Annotated in this window: 10 protein-coding genes and 1 tRNA gene; 5 read left to right on the forward strand and 6 right to left on the reverse strand. The window is 63.7% G+C overall.

The annotated features are described in order from the left end of the window. The first annotated feature begins 11 nt into the window (after positions 1 to 11). The gene (gene pheT / locus M2335_RS15705; protein ID WP_264595295.1) at positions 12 to 2414 is read left to right on the forward strand and encodes a phenylalanine--tRNA ligase subunit beta; all 2403 of its coding nucleotides are present in this window, start codon (positions 12 to 14) and stop codon (positions 2412 to 2414) included. 29 nt (positions 2415 to 2443) lie between these two features. Here pheT and M2335_RS15710 read toward each other — a convergent pair whose 3' ends face one another. Both M2335_RS15710 and M2335_RS15715 read right to left on the reverse strand, forming a co-directional pair. Continuing rightward, positions 2444 to 2980 carry a hypothetical protein gene (locus tag M2335_RS15710; protein WP_264578008.1) on the reverse strand — a complete coding sequence of 179 codons (537 nt, stop codon included), beginning with the start codon at positions 2978 to 2980 and terminating at the stop codon, positions 2444 to 2446. A 183-nt stretch (positions 2981 to 3163) separates the two neighbouring features. After that, a complete protein-coding gene (locus M2335_RS15715) occupies positions 3164 to 5266 on the reverse strand; it encodes a TonB-dependent receptor (protein ID WP_264595296.1) in 2103 nt (700 codons plus the stop codon). A 405-nt stretch (positions 5267 to 5671) separates the two neighbouring features. Between M2335_RS15715 and M2335_RS15720 the strand changes: the two genes are divergently transcribed. Continuing rightward, complete coding sequence (locus M2335_RS15720) at positions 5672 to 7252, forward strand: peptide chain release factor 3 (RefSeq protein ID WP_264571389.1); 1581 nt, start codon at positions 5672 to 5674, stop codon at positions 7250 to 7252. A gap of 32 nt (positions 7253 to 7284) precedes the next feature. Here the strand turns inward: M2335_RS15720 and M2335_RS15725 are convergent, their stop codons facing one another. Further along, on the reverse strand, positions 7285 to 7698 hold the full coding sequence (locus tag M2335_RS15725; protein WP_264595297.1) for a bactofilin family protein: 414 nt from the start codon (positions 7696 to 7698) through the stop codon (positions 7285 to 7287). Then, positions 7637 to 8794 (reverse strand): M23 family metallopeptidase, encoded by a 1158-nt coding sequence (locus tag M2335_RS15730; RefSeq protein WP_264595298.1) that lies wholly within the window; start codon positions 8792 to 8794, stop codon positions 7637 to 7639. Before M2335_RS15730 ends, M2335_RS15725 begins: the two co-directional genes overlap by 62 nt. A gap of 363 nt (positions 8795 to 9157) precedes the next feature. On the opposite strand from M2335_RS15730, the gene M2335_RS15735 reads away from it, so the two are divergent. Beyond that, a tRNA-Ser gene (locus tag M2335_RS15735) sits at positions 9158 to 9249 on the forward strand. 484 nt (positions 9250 to 9733) lie between these two features. Here M2335_RS15735 and M2335_RS15740 read toward each other — a convergent pair. Together M2335_RS15740 and M2335_RS15745 are read right to left on the reverse strand one after the other, a co-directional pair. Then, positions 9734 to 11110: a spinster family MFS transporter gene (locus tag M2335_RS15740; protein ID WP_264595299.1), complete on the reverse strand. Its 1377-nt coding sequence runs from the start codon at positions 11108 to 11110 to the stop codon at positions 9734 to 9736. Between the two features lie 168 nt (positions 11111 to 11278). Further along, positions 11279 to 11827, reverse strand: coding sequence for a nuclear transport factor 2 family protein (locus tag M2335_RS15745; RefSeq protein ID WP_181560782.1), 549 nt, complete (start codon positions 11825 to 11827; stop codon positions 11279 to 11281). Between the two features lie 650 nt (positions 11828 to 12477). Here M2335_RS15745 and M2335_RS15750 point away from each other — a divergent pair. Together M2335_RS15750 and M2335_RS15755 are read left to right on the forward strand one after the other, a co-directional pair. After that, a complete protein-coding gene (locus tag M2335_RS15750) occupies positions 12478 to 12981 on the forward strand; it encodes a nuclear transport factor 2 family protein (protein ID WP_264574228.1) in 504 nt (167 codons plus the stop codon). A gap of 122 nt (positions 12982 to 13103) precedes the next feature. Then, positions 13104 to 15644, forward strand: a complete 2541-nt coding sequence (locus tag M2335_RS15755; RefSeq protein WP_264595300.1) for a TonB-dependent receptor — start codon at positions 13104 to 13106, stop codon at positions 15642 to 15644. Positions 15645 to 15674: the final 30 nt, after the last annotated feature.

Below are 15674 nucleotides of genomic sequence, written 5' to 3' on the forward strand. Positions count from 1 at the left end.
GGAGCCCGCGCATGAAGTTCACCCTCTCCTGGCTCAAGGACCATCTCGACACCAGCGCCTCGCTGGAAAAGATTCTGCGCGCGCTCAATGACATCGGCCTTGAGGTCGAGGGCGTCGAGAACCCCGCGGAGAAGCTCGATGGCTTCCGCGTCGCCAAAGTGCTCACGGCCGCGCCGCATCCGCAGGCCGACAAGCTGCAGGTGCTGAGCGTCGATGCCGGCGATGGTCCGCTGCAGGTCGTCTGCGGCGCCCCCAATGCCCGCGCCGGTCTGGTCGGCGTGTTCGGCCTGCCCGGCGCCACGGTGCCGGCCAATGGCATGGTGCTGCGGGTCGCGGCCATTCGCGGCGTCGAATCCAACGGCATGATGTGCTCCACGCGCGAGCTGGAGCTGGGCGAAGATCATGAGGGCATCATCGAGCTGCCTGCGGACGCGCCCATCGGCACGCGCTTTGCCGATTATGCGCAGCTTGACGATCCGGTCATCGAGGTCTCGGTCACGCCCAACCGGCAGGATTGCATGGGCGTGCGCGGCATCGCGCGCGATCTCGCTGCCAAGGGCCTTGGCACGCTGCGGCCGCTCGATGATATCATCGGCCAGCTCCCGGCAATCGACGCGCAGGGCGCAGGCCCGGACGTGCGCACGGACGATGCCGATGGCTGCCCGGCCTTCTATGCCCGCGCGGTGCGCGGCGTGCGCAACGGCGCCTCGCCGGAATGGCTGCAGCGGCGCCTGAAGGCCATCGGCCAGAAGCCGATCAGCGCGCTGGTGGACATCACCAATTTCGTCATGATCGGCCTGGGCCGCCCGCTGCATGTCTATGACATGGCCAGTCTCGATGGCGGCCTCGTCGCGCGCAAGGCGAAGGCCGGCGAGCAGGTGCTGGCGCTGAACGGCAAGACCTATACGCTGGCCGAGGGCATGACGGTGATCGCGGATGCCTCCGCTGTTCACGATATCGGCGGCATCATGGGCGGCGAGCATAGCGGCGCGCAGGAGAGCACCACCGATGTGCTGATCGAATGCGCCTATTTCACGCCCGAGAGCATCGCGCGGACGGGGCAGGCGCTCAGCCTCACCTCCGATGCCCGCCAGCGCTTCGAGCGCGGGGTGGACCCGGCGTTCCTGGATGAGGGGCTGGACATCGCGACGCGGCTGGTTCTCGCTTTGTGTGGCGGCACGCCCACCGAGGCGACGCGCGCCGGCACCCCGCCGACAGAGCCGCGCGTCATCGAGGGCTATCGGCCCGACATGGTCGATGCGCTGGCCGGCATGACGGTGAGCGCAGAGCGCCAGCAGGCGATCCTCGCCGCGCTCGGCTTCACCGTGGAGGCTGGTGCAAGCTGGCGGATTACCATCCCGACGTGGCGCCGCGATATCCACGGCACCGCCGACATCGTCGAGGAAGTCGTGCGGATCGAAGGGCTGGACAACGTCCCGTCCGTCCCCCTGCCCCGCACACCGGGCGTCGCCCGCCCGACCGCAACGCCGCTGCAGCTCATCGAGCGCCGCGCCCGTCGCGCGGCTGCCGCTCGCGGCCTTAACGAGGCGATCAACTGGTCCTTCATTTCTGAAAGCGAAGCCGAGCCCTTTGGTGGCGGCGATTGGACGCTCGCCAACCCGATCAGCGAAGACATGAAGGTGATGAGGCCAACGCTGCTCGCCGGATTGCTCTCAGCCGCGCGACGCAATGCCGATCGCGGGGCATCCTCGATCCGCCTGTTCGAGATCGGCCGGCGCTATTTCCGCGCCGATGATGGCAGCAGCGACGAGAAGCTGACCCTCGGCATCCTGATGGCCGGCGAAAAAAGCCCGCGCGGCTGGCAGGGCGGCAAGGCCCGCCCGTTCGATGCCTTCGACATCAAGGCAGAGGTCATTGCGCTGCTGATGGCCGCCGGTGCGCCTGCAAGCCGCCTGCAGATGATGGGCGAGGCTGGCGATGCCTATCATCCCGGCCAATCCGGCACGCTGCGCCTCGGCCCCAAAAATGTGCTTGCCGCTTATGGCGTGTTGCATCCCCGCCTCGCCCGCGCCTTCGATCTCGATGGCACGGTCGTTGCGGCGGAAATCCACCTCGATGCAATCCCGGTGCCGAAGAAGACCACATTTATGCGCACGGCCTACGCACCGCCGGCCTTGCAGGCCGTCACCCGCGACTTCGCTTTCCTCGTGCCGGTGGATCTGGAAGCCGACGCGCTGGTGCGCGCCGTGCGGGGGGCGGACAAGAACGCAATCGTCGATGCGCGCCTGTTCGATCTCTTCGCCGGGCAGGGCGTGCCGGGAGGCCACAAGAGCCTCGCGGTGGAAGTGACTCTGCAGCCCGGCGAGAAGAGCTTCACGGATGAAGAGCTGAAGGCCATCGCTGATCGCGTAGTGGCTGCTGCGGCTAAACAGGGCGCAACTCTGCGCGGATAAGAACAAAGGAGCGGCGGAAACGCGGGCGATCAGTCCGCTTTCCGCTTCTCCTCCTCGGCTGGAGCGGGCGCCGGCGGCACGGGCAGCTTGCAGCCTCGGCTGACCGCCAGCCCGCGCAGATAGCCCCGGCGCGCGACGCCACCGTTGATGGCGGCCTGCAGGCGACGCTCGGCCCCTGCCGCGCCGCTCACTTCGCGAACGAGACCCCGGAACGGAATGATCGAGTTGACGATCGCCGCGCCACCGGCAGCCGCGAGATTGCCGAACTTGTTCTCATTGGCCTTGCTGTTGGCGTCAAAGTCCGGGCCCAGCACCGCATTCAGCTCGGCGATCTGGTCGATCACCGCGCGGCAGCCCTTGCCGGCCGGCGCATAGGGCTGCTCGACAGCGCGGGCCAGCACCTCGGGGATTTTCGTTTTCTCGATGCCCACGTCGCGCGCGGGCTGCGTCACGATCTCGCCCGCTTTCTGCGCTGTCTTGTCCTCCTTCTCCGGTTCGTCCTGCGCAAAGGCGGGACCTGCCGCAAGGACAGCGCTGAGAAGGGCGGCGCGGATAAGCCTGTTCATGATGACCGTGTCTCCGACCGCAACAGCTGCGGTGCCTGCAGAATTGCGATCCCTGCCATCTGGTTCCCGCCGCTTTGCACGATCTCTGCCGGCGGATAGCACCAAAAAGAAGGCGGGCGCAGCTCTCGCCGCGCCCGCCCTTTTCTCCTGACTGCCGGGCGTGTCACCACGCCCGTGGCAGGATCACTGATAGTTGACGCGCAACCGCAGGCCGATCGTGCGCGGCGTCACCCGGATGCTGGAGGTGTTGAGCGTGAGCACAGCACCATCATAATCGCCGAGATTTTCGCCGAACAGCGTCAGGTCATAGGCCTTGTACCGCAGGCCGATATTGGCGCTGTATACGCTATAGGCCTTCACATACTCGCCATTGGTCTGCAGGCGGTTGCCATTGTAGGTCCATGCGACGTTGAACAGGCCGTTGAGGTCACCGCCAAGCGATGTCTCATAGGTCGCATCCACGCGGGCATTTTCCTCGAGCGTGTTGACCAGCCGCGTACCGGGACGCAGGTAGGGCAGGCGCGCCTGCACGGCGGGATCGACCGTGTCATACTTGCCCTGGTTGATGTTCGCGACTGCGCTCAGCGTCAGCCCGTCCAGAGGCGTCCGCCAGCGCATCTCGATATCGACGCCCTTGCTGGTGCCGTCACCGAAGTTCGAGAAACCGGAAACGTTCGCGTCCAGCGTCGGCGTCGGCGTCAGCATGTCCTCGAGCTTGTTGATGTAGAAGTTCAACCCGACGTTGAGCGTGCGATCGGGCGAGCGCCACTTGATGCCGGCCTCATAGTTGGTCGAGCTTTCGGGACGGGTCTGGGTGCCGGCAGGGATGCCGACGTCCGCAAGCAGGTCCGCCTGGATCTGCGACTGCACGATGCCCGGACGGAAGCCGGTCGCCGCCGTAGCGAACACCGTCAGATCATCATTGGGCACATAGGAGAGGTTGACGCGCCAGGTCGTCACGTTCTTCTTGTTCGTGTTCGTCGTGTTGGCGTCCTCGAACGTGCGCTTGTCATGATAATAGCGCAGGCCAACCCGGGGACGCAGCTTGCCGTCGAACAGGTCGTAACCCAGTTCGCCATACACCGCCCAGTTCTTGGTGATGGTATTGTTGTCGGCATTGGTGTCGATACCCGCAACGGGGATACGCAGATAGTTTTCCTGCGGGCCGCTGCCGTCCTGATAGGCGCCGCCGAGCAGCCAGTGGAATGGGCCGTCGGTGGTGGAGTTGATCCGCACTTCCTGGCTGAACATGTCCGGGAAGAACTGGCTCGAGAAAGCACCCGCCGGCGCGATCGGCACGTAAATGCCGAAATTGCCCTTGAGGTAAGTGGTGGCACTGGTGATCGAGAAGGTATCGAAGTCCAGACCGGCCGACAGGCTGTAGAGCTTGAAGTCGCCATTGCCGAAGCTCGGCTGCGCCGCCGTGTTCGCGTAATAAGGGGGCTGGGTCGAGGCGAGACCGCCCAGGAACTGCTGGCGCGGACGGAAATGCCAGTACTGCGCGCGGATATTCAGGTTGTCGACCGGACGGAACAGCGCGACCACGCGAATGTCGTCGTCGCGAACCTCGTTCACGCCCTTACGGTCCGGCGTGCCGTCGAACGCACCGTAATATTCGTCCGCCCAACCCGGATTATAGGAGTGGCCACCGCTGACGCGGACCGCAAGCACATCCTTGATGATCGGGACGGAGACGACGCCTGCGACGCCATAGTTGAGGCCACCGGCCCCGCGCGTCTGGGAGGCCTGCGCCTCGGCGGCGAACTTGATCTCGGTCAGGTCAGGATCGCGGGTGTGGAAGATGAACACACCGCCGGCCGAACCCTGGCCATAGAGCGTGCCCTGCGGACCGCGCAAAACCTCGACGCGGTCGAGGTCGAGGAAGCGAATCGGCGGCGCAATGCCGAAGTTGGTGACCACGAACGGCACGTCGTCGACATAATAGCCGATGGCCGAGTCGCCATTGGCAGCGCCAGCGCCGGCGCCGCGGATGCTGAACGAGCGCGACGCGACCGACTGGCGCTGGCTCTCGGAAATACCCGGAATCGCCGTGGCGAGGTCCGCGATATTGTTGATGTTGCGCTCCTTGAGGTCTTCACCGCTGAACGCCTGGATGGCGAGCGGCACTTCCTGCAGCGCCTGCACACCGGACTTCTGAGCGGTGACGATGATTTCGTCAGGCGCGGTATCAACACTGTTTGTGGTGGTCTGCTGTGCGCGAACTGGCGCTGCACCCATGACAGCCATCAGTGCCAAAACCGCAACACCGGCGTGAAGCCGCTTCATCATCCATCTCCTGCAAAAAACAAAATCGAGCAATCGATTGCATAGAGAGATGCATGACAATGTCCAACGCACGATGCGCGCGCAGACCAGTTTATGGCGGAGTGTTACCGAAATGCTACGGTCATCGGCGACGCGGGGCGTCCCGATTTACGTCTATCAACCGGCTTTCAGTACAATCGATTACCGGCAGCACGTCAACCCCCTTGGTGCAAGCTAGGACTGAAACACCATGCAGCCCGCTCGTGCGCGGATAGGAAGAGCGCGCGCCTTCGGTGCCCCACGCCACGCTCGCCCTGTGCAAAGCCGCGCCTTGCAGGATCGCCGCCCCAGCCCCTATAGCAGCGCCACATTTGTGCCGGCCCGACCACGCCCGGCGCGCTCGCTCCCTGGATTAAGACGCTTGCTATGACGATCCCTTCCCGCCGCACGTTCGCGATCATCTCCCACCCGGACGCAGGCAAGACGACCCTCACCGAAAAGCTCCTGCTCGCCGGCGGCGCCATTCACCTTGCTGGCGAAGTGAAGGCGCGCGGGGCCAATCGTCGCGCGCGCTCGGACTGGATGAAGATCGAGCAGCAGCGCGGCATCTCGGTGACCAGCTCGGTCATGACCTTCGAGCGCACCCAGCCCGATGGCAGCGTGATCACTTTCAACCTGCTCGACACGCCGGGGCACGAGGACTTCTCGGAAGACACCTACCGCACCCTGACCGCCGTCGACAGCGCCGTGATGGTGATCGACGCCGCCAAGGGCATCGAGCCGCAGACGCGCAAGCTCTTCGAGGTCTGCCGCCTGCGCAACGTGCCCATCATCACCTTCGTCAACAAGGTGGACCGCGAGGGGCGCGACAGCTTCTCGCTGCTGGATGAAGTGGCCGACGCGCTCGCGCTGGATGTCTGCCCGATGAGCTGGCCGGTCGGCATGGGCGGCGAGTTTGAGGGCATCTACGATTTTGCCACCAATCGGCTCTACCAGCCGGTCGGCCCGAGCAAGGAATTCGACGGCAGCTTCACTCAGCTCACCGGCCTGGACGACGAAAAGCTCGCCACCGTGCTCTCCGCCGCAGGTCTTGCGCGCCTGCGGGAAGAGGCCGAACTGGCGCAAGCTGGTTATGCCGCGTTCGACCTGACAGCCTATCGCCATGGCGACCTGACGCCGGTCTATTTCGGCTCTGCCCTCAAGCGCTTTGGTGTCGGCGAGTTGATCGACGCCCTCGCTGCCCACGCCCCGCCGCCGCGCACCCAGCCGGCCGAGCCCGCGCCGGTCGAGCCGGAACGCGGCGACGTGACCGGCTTCATCTTCAAGGTGCAGGCCAATATGGACCCGCAGCACCGCGACCGCATTGCCTTCATGCGCCTGTGCTCGGGCAAGTTCCGCCGCGGCATGAAGCTCACGCCCTCCGGCAGCGGGAAGCCCATCGCCGTCCACTCGCCGATCCTGTTCTTCGCGCAGGACCGCGAGATTGCCGACGAGGCTTTCCCCGGCGACATCATCGGCATCCCCAATCACGGCACGCTGCGGGTGGGCGACACGCTGAGCGAAAAGGCGGATGTGCGCTTCACCGGCCTGCCCAATTTCGCCCCGGAAATCCTGCGCCGCATCGCGCTTAAGGATCCGACCAAGACCAAGCAGTTGCGCAAGGCGCTGGACGATCTCTCCGAAGAGGGCGTGATCCAGGTCTTCTATCCGGAGATCGGCAGCCAGTGGATCATCGGCGTGGTCGGTCAGCTGCAGCTCGACGTGCTGATCAGCCGGCTGGAGGCGGAATATAAGGTCGGCGCGGTACTAGAGCCGGCGCCGTTCGACACGGCCCGCTGGCTGACCGGCGAGGCCAAGAAGCTGGAAGACTTCGCCAGCATCAATCGGACGAGCATGGCCAAGGACCGCGACGAGAACCCCGTCTTCCTCGCCAGATCGGCATGGGATGTGGGCTATCAGGCCGAGCGCAACCCGGACATCAGCTTCAGCGCCACACGCGAGCGCTGATCGGAGGGGTTAGCCCCGGCCTCCCTGCTCACTTACCCGACATCGCTCTTGATCAGCTTGAGTTCGGTCGGCTGGCCGCTATGCGTCATGCGCCCGTCGATCTGGCCGCCGGTGGCGATGGTGATGCGCTCGTAGCTCACATCACCGGTAATCCGGGCTGTCGCCTCCACCACCAGCTCCTCTGCCGTGATCGATCCCTCGATCAGGCCGCCGATCCGGGCACTCTTGGCCTTCACATGGCCGGCGATGCGACTTTCGGCGCCTTGCACCAGCGCCGCGCAGGCAATGTCGCCCTCGATGGTGCCATCGATGTGCATATCCACGCTGGCTTCCAGATTGCCCGTGATCCTGACATCGCTGCCGAGGATCGAGAAAGGCGTGTGCTTAGCCCCGGTTGCCACTGTCGGCGACGCGCCGCTTGGCCGTTTGCTGGACTTCGAGAACATCCCTGCGTGCCTCCAGAAAGGGACGCGGATTGACGGCCGCGCCATGGACATGGACTTCGAAATGCAAGTGCGTGCCGGTCGAGCGGCCCGTGGATCCCATTCGCGCGATCTGGGTGCCGCGCGCCACCTTCTGACCCGGCTTGGCATTGAAGCCGGAGAGGTGCGCATAGAGCGTCGAGAGGCCCTTGCCATGGTCGACTTCCACGACATTGCCATAGCCATGCTTGGTGCCGACGAAGGTCACCGTGCCGGGCGCGGCGGCGAGGATGGGCTGACCCATGCGCCCCCGGAAATCGATGCCGCCGTGGAACGCGAGGCTGCCGTTGAAGGGGTCACGCCGATAGCCATAAGAACTGGTGGTCATCGGCGCGGCCGTCGGCTTGCCGGAAGGGATCGCCGCCAGCGCAGCTTCCATGGTGTTGAGACGGGTCAGCAGCAGGGCGATATCCCGCAGCTCCGGCTGGTCGGCGACAATCGAGGCGACGGGAATGAAGGGACCGCCCTGCCCCCGCTCGCGCACCGCCATGCGGGCCGGATCGAGGCCGAAACTGCGGATCGCCTTTTCTACCGCTGCAAGGCGATGTTCGACCGCGCCAGCCAGGCGCGTCTCGAGCACTTCCTGATGACGCCGTAGCGCCTCCAACCGCGAGGCCTCGGGGGACGCCGCGCTCAGCGGCTTGCTGACCTCCGGACCGTCAGCGGGCGCGTTCGCCCCGCTCTCTTCGATCCCCGTACCGAGGCTGGAGCGCAGCAGTTCATCGAGGGCCTTCTGCCGCTGCTCGATATCCTGAGCGATATCGTTCACCGACTCTCGATAGGCCTTCACCTTGGCCTGCTGGGAGAGAACCTCGGCCCGATCCCGCGCGACATGGCCGCGCTCGAGAAGCAGGCTGGCCTGATTCCACAGGATCGCGAATGTGCCGACGGCCCAGAGCAAAGCCAGCACCGCGAGCGCGCTGGCCGCGACGATCTGGAAGCGCGTGGAGATACGGATGAAGCGCACGCGTCCGCCAGTGCGGAGAAAAATCTCCCGCTCGGGCGCGAGAGACAGCAGACGTGCGATCACACCCCCGGAATTGGTTTTGTCAGCGGACAAGGATTGCTCTGTTCTATATCGTTTGAAGTGCCACGGCGGCTACCAGAGCGACTGGGCGCAAGCGAATCGCGGCGACGAGGGCTGCGATGAGTCGAAAAGTGGACACGACGAGTCGATGAGTGACAGTGGAACGGCGGCGCGTGTTCCGCGTTGGTTCGCGTCCGATTGCCACGAGACCGCCACCGGGCACTGCGTCGAGTCGCATCATTTTGCGATCCCCGTCACGCCTGCCTACCAGAGCTTGTTGGCGCGATAAATTGCAGCCTTTCGAGAAACAGGCGACGCCGGGCGTTGCCATGCACGAACAGCCTGTTTATAGGCCGCTCTCAGCCGGTACGGGACGCCACTTCCCCCGGTGAGCGCGGAGACGTGGGTGAGTGGCTGAAACCAGCGGTTTGCTAAACCGTCGTAGCCTTAAGGGGCTACCGAGGGTTCGAATCCCTCCGTCTCCGCCAGATCCTGGATCTTAGTGATCCCCGTCAATCTAGCCTGAATGCGCGAACTCCGGTTTTATCAAATTGCGCGCCCGCAGTAGTTTGTCGGAAATCGCGTGCACTCAGCCGGTTTTGGAACTGATTTCACCTGCGGCCATAGCATAGCCGCACTCTCTAAACCTTCGCTCTTTCCTAGGCCTTCGCCTGTGGCGTGGCTTTTCACGTGAATGCCCGGGTTGGTCTGGATGGGGACCATCTGCGCGGCCTTGGCCCTTGGGCTATTCCGGTCCGCGTAGCGCCATCGCGCTCTTGGGCAGTTCTGCCTACATTGGCCGCACCGATAACCAACGATTCGTTACGACCCATGGACGCAGCACCGCTTTAGCGGCCCACGCCGGGCCAGCAGCCCCTCGGTTCCGGTCGACTGTCCCGTCTAGTCCGACCGCAACTATGCAGGCCGAAAGAGTCGAAGGCGGCGATCGGCTACGGCGTCATAAACTACCACTCAAGAGCCCGATTGCCGGATCGCCCGAGCCGCGAGGAAGAAGTGGAGCGCAGACCACACAGGCAGCAGAACGCTCGTCATAAGCGCATAACGAATGCCGCTTGTGGACGCAGCGGTGCAGGCGCTTTGAACGGCGGCGACGGTCGAAACGGTTTTGCTGCCGCACAGTGCGGCATAATTTCCATCCGCAAAGAGGGCGTTGGCATAGAGATCGCTGATAAAACCGATGAGCGCGGGCCCCAAGCCGACCCCGACCAAGGTGGTGACAAAGAAGAAGACAAACGCCGCCGTCGCGCGCATTCTCGGCCCCACCATATTCTGGAAGGCGACAAGCGTCGGCACATTGTGAAAGAAGGCCAGAACGGCGCCGCTGATGAGCAAGACCAGCGCCAGCATGGGATGCGCCACGCTGTAGCCTGCCAGGGTAAACGGCGCGCCGATCAGCACCCCGAGCGCGGGGAGCAGCGCATACCATTGGGCGCCCCATCTCGAAATCAGATCCACGCCGAATCCTGCGATGGCGAGGCCCAGCGTCGCCGCGATGCCGCTCTGGACGGCATAGAACACGCCAACCTGGCTCAAACTCAAATCATGCACACGCATGAAGAAGGGCGCATAAAAGGCACCGGAGCCATACATGCCGAGCGTGACAAGGGCCAACCCGATCAGCATGTGGCGAAACTCGGGCCGCGCGGCCATCATTTTGAGCACCGCCCGCAGCGGGGGTGGTTCGCTCTTCGCCTCTGCAAGATCCGGATCGGACAGGCCGCGTGGCGGCTCTCGCAGTGTCAGTCGGAAGAGAAGCGCCACGACGAGCCCGGGCGCTGCGATGCAGATGATCGCCGCGCGCCAGCCATAGGTCGATCCTATCCACCCCGCCGTGAGCGCACCGATCACGGAACCGACCGGGTTGCCGAGCTTCATGACGGTCATCACGGCCCCTCGCCGCTCCTTGGGGAAATGATCCGCGAGGAGCGAAACCGCGGGCGCCTGCACGCCGGCCTCGCCGATGCCGACCCCCACGCGTAACAAGAAGAGCTGCCAGAAATTTGCAGCCATGCCGCAGGCCACCGTCGCGGCCGAAAACAGGGCGACCGATATGGAGATGATATTGATCCGGCTGCGGCGCTCGGCCAGTCGCGCGATCGGCAATCCCATTGTGCTGTAGAGAATGGCGAAGCTGAGGCCGCTCAGGATGCCGAGCTGGAAATCGGAGAGACCCAGGTCGTCCTTGATCGCCTGGCCCAGCGTGGCAACGATGACCCGGTCAATGAAGCCGAATGCGCTGACCGCCATGGTGAGAGCGAGTAGCCACGCGCGATAACCAGGCCCGAACTGTGGCTTGCCTGCAGGCTTTGGAAGGCCTTCAGCCTGCATGATATCACCCTCTCGATCTGGCGTGGTCGACGGACCGGACATGGCCTTGCCTCCCCTCGCGCGCGCTTATGCTTTCCAACAGCCGATGTTTTGCGGCTGCCTCGATCATGGCCGCGGACGGATGCCGCGTGCAAGATGTGCTCTCAGCAGCACGACAGTTCCAGACGGTTATGCTGAACCGGATGAATCCCGCCGCATGAGCGGGCGGCGATAGGAAATATCGTCCCTGTCCCACCGCCCATTGCCCGGCGGGCTCGCGAGTTCGCGACGAGGGCCCGTCGGAACGGTCACGCCCATTTCCGGCAGGAATTCCCGCAGGGCAATCCGCCACTCACCATTGCGGCGCTCGAACTGGTCTATGTACCGGCCGCTGCCGATGTTCTGCAGATCCTGCTTCTGGCGCAGCATGTAGATGACGTAGCTGCTGACATGCGCCCGATCCCCGTCGAGATCGATGTTCACATTGGTGATGTGATGTTGGTGGCAGACATAACGCTCTTCGTGCCGCTGGTTGCCCCAGTCTACGAACGCGTCTGTCGGCCCTGAAAAATCGTCGAGATAATTGATCTCCGCGTCCGGCCAGAAAGCACTGGCGATGACCGCATCGTCATGACGGTCGAGGCCGCGAGTATAGCGGCGGAGGACTTCGCGAATGTCTTCCATGTCGAGCAAGCGCTCGAGACGCGTCTGAAGATCGGGGGAATCGATATTGGCCATCACGGCATCCTCTCTTGTCACATCGGCACCAGCGCTCGTCGTGTTGCGAGCATCCTGAAAGGCAGCCAAGCCAAGGCTACCTTCTGAAATTTAGTTATCACGTTAATTCAATGTGTCGCTGGGGCCCTCAGGTGTCAAGCGGATATCGCGCGTGGCAGTGCGGAAGCCTGGGCCCGCCTCGCATGGGCAGGCAGGCTTCGATCAACAGAATGAGATTCTGATAATTATAAACCCATATATCAATATTTTAACTAGCAATCTCGCAATTGTCCGGGCGCGACGACATGTCGACGGTTAGAGCTTTGGGGACGCTAAGATCACATCGGCCGGCCATCTTGCCTCCTCGACCACGGCGATCAATCATGTTGCCGTCTATCAGTTATCATGTTAACTCGACGCCAAGCCCGCAAAGCGAGTCGAGCAGGAGGGCTGTGGATGAGGGAGGATGTAAGGCCGTGCGACGGTCCGCTCTGAACGCGCAGACGCAAGGCCAGCTGTGGCCCTGTGACAGGCGGTGAGAACCGGAAAGGCAAGTGTCGACATCATTGATCATTCGTTGCTGCGCGGCTTCAGGCGAAGGCGCGAAAGCGATGGGGCGTGCGCGCGACGCCGGATTTCTGGCGCGCGCTTTCTAGAAATGGAGTGGTTGCGTGAATTCTGAATCTAGTCTGCAGGAGATGATCGATGAGCGTCTCATCACCAAGGTGCTCAGCCGCTATTGGCGCGGTGTCGATCGCTGCGACGTCGACCTCATCATGTCGGCCTTCCATTCCGACGCCATCGATCATCATGCCGGGCACGACCGGCTGGCGCATGATTTCGCAAAAGCCGCGGTCGAGCGCATGCCGCAGGTCGCACCGGGCGGCACCCAGCACCATGTGACGAATATCTCGATCGAAGTGGATGGGGACACCGCCTGGTGCGAGGCCTATTACCATGCGATCCACAATGCCGACGCCCAGCTCAACCAGATGTTCGGGCGCTATGTCCACCGCTTCGAGCGCCGCGAGGGAGAATGGAAGATCGCGGAACGCTGGGCCGTTCTCGACTTTACCCACACCGGACCGCGCACGCCGTTCGGTTCCGAAAACAACCCGGCAACGCTGCGTGGGCGGGCCGACAAAACCGACATTTCCTACCAGCGGTTCAGCTGAGCCGGGCCGAACCCGCGCCTGAGAACGACTTTGGGCGGTCGCGCTGAGAAAGGCGATCGCCCACAGGACCGCCCGATCAAAGGGCGGCCGCACCGAAAAGAAAAACGAGAGGAGAGATGAGCATGACCAAGAAAGGAAAGGGCATCGTCTGCCGGACCAGTCTGTTCGCGATGGGGATCGCCTTGTCGAGCGCCGCTGGCGCGCAGGCGCCGCAGGCTTCGACCAGCGGTCAGACCGAGAGCGCGTCGACGGCCAGAGACGTCGAGACGATCATGGTGACTGCGCAGTTTCGTGAGCAGAACCTGCAGGACACGCCGCTGGCCATCACCGCCGTGTCCGGGGCGATGCTCGAAGCGCGCAGCCAGACCAGCATCGCCGATGTCGCCAATCAGGCGCCCTCGGTCACCCTCAAGCCGCAGGGCGCATCCTATGGCTCCTCGCTCGTCGGGAACATCCGTGGCGTTGGCCAGCAAGACTTCAGCGCTGCGCTGGAACCCGGCGTGGGCCTGTATGTCGACGACGTCTATTATGCGACGCTGACCGGTTCCATTCTCGACTTGCTCGACCTTGACCGGGTCGAAATCCTGCGCGGCCCGCAGGGCACGCTGGCCGGCAAAAACTCGATCGGCGGTGCGGTAAAGCTCTACTCGAGGCGGCCGACCGGATCGAACACCGGCTATGTGGCCGCGACCTATGGCAGCCGCAACCGGATCGACCTGCGTGGATCGGCCGACTTCAAGCTGACCGATACCATCAGCGCGCGGATCGCCGGCGTTTCCAAGAAGCAAGACGGCTATATCAAGCGGCTGGATTTTGGCTGCCTGTTCCCCGCTGGCGGCCCGACGACGGTCGTCAACAATGCTGGCGCGACGGTTCCGATCAATCCTGCAGGCGGCATCCCGCGCATGACGGCGTCCGACAACTGCGAACTCGGCCGCGAGGGCGGTGTGGGATACACGGCGGCGCGCGGCCAGCTGCGCTTTCAGCCAAGCAGCGACCTCGATATCAATATTGCCGTCGATTACACCAATGAGGACCGCGTCAATGCCGGCAACGTCCTGCTGGACCGGAGCATCGCCGGGGTTCGGCGCAGCCCGAATTTCACGGATCGGCTGCCCGGCAATCCGCGGGGCGCGACGGATATCAACCCCTTTGGCGGGGTCATTCCTTATGACGCCCGCTTCGTCTGCGGCAACTATTGCAATTACGCCACCTATATCGGCGCGCCGGACAGTTCGACGGGCCCTCAGGGCGCCTTCGCGAACACCGGGGGCGTGAGGGCCGGAACTTATTATGACGGCCGGCTCACCTATGAGGGTTGGGGCATCTCCGGGCAGATCGAATATGATCTGTCGGACGATCTGCAACTGGTCTCGATCACGGCCTACCGGGCCTATCATTCCAAATGGGATGCCGACGACGACCTCTCGCCGCTCGCGCACCAGAACAATACCAGCAAGCTGCGCTACTGGCAGTTCACCCAGGAGCTGCGCCTCAACGGATCGTTCTTCGAAGATGCCCTTCAATATACGGTCGGTGGCTTCTACATGAAGCAGTTCTCGAGCATTCTCGCCGGGTCCGACATTCGCTACACGACCGATCCGGCCTTCTTCAATAACGATCCCACTGATGCCAATACCAAGGCGGCGTTTCTCCACCTTGCATGGAAGCCAGTCGATCGGCTGACCTTGTCGGCGGGCCTGCGCTATACCGATGAGTATAAGCGCTATGAGTTCGGCCGCCGTTTGCCGGATGGCAGCCCCCTGCCCGCTGGCTCGGCGGTCGGTGCGCTGGATGGCCGCGTGGGCATCTATGATGGCCCGATCAGCACCAACTTCGATTACCGCCTGAATGCGCAATATGAGATCACGCCCGACATTTCGATTTACGGTCAGGTGGCGACAGGCATCAAGGGCGGCGGCATCAATCCCCGCCCCTTCAACTTCGCGCAGGTGCTGCCCTTCGGACCGGAGAAGCAGACGACCTACGAACTCGGCTTCAAGAGCGACCTGTTCGACCGGCGGGTACGGCTCAACGCGGCCTTCTTCTTCTCCAAATATTCCGACATCCAGCTCAGCCTGTCGAACTGCATCGCCATCGTGGGCGCGGCGCTGGGCTCGCCTTGCAATCTCATCACCAACTCGGGCGACGCCGATGTGAAAGGGTTCGAGGTCGAGGCTTCGGTCCGGCCGGTCGAGGGCATGATGATCGATGGCGCCGTCAGCTTCGTCGATTTCGATTACACCAGTTTCCGCACCTTCGGGACGGCGACGGTCGGTGGCCCCGGCAACCCGGCAGGGCCGCAGTTCGGCGATTATCCGCTCTATACGCCACGCTGGAAGTGGAGCATCGGAGCGCAATATGAGATCGATCTTGGCGACGCGGGGTCACTGACGCCGCGCATCGACACCTCGTTCCAGGACGAGATCTACTTCGGCGTCAATCTGCCGACGAGCCTGATCGACAGCTACGTCGTCTCCAATGCCCGACTGACGTGGAGCAACGCAGATGGAGACCTGGACGTCTCGGCTGAAGTCACGAACCTGTTCGACAAATATTATCTGCTGACCGGCTTCGACCGGTCGAGCGGTGCGGCGGGCTTCTCCATCGCGCAGCCCGGCCGTCCGCGGGAATGGGCCGTGACCGTGAAGAAGAGGTTCTGAGCCTCATCGGTACGGCCAGAATGCGGGTGC

It is taken from the genome of Sphingobium sp. B12D2B (assembly GCF_025961775.1).
Lineage (GTDB): Bacteria > Pseudomonadota > Alphaproteobacteria > Sphingomonadales > Sphingomonadaceae > Sphingobium.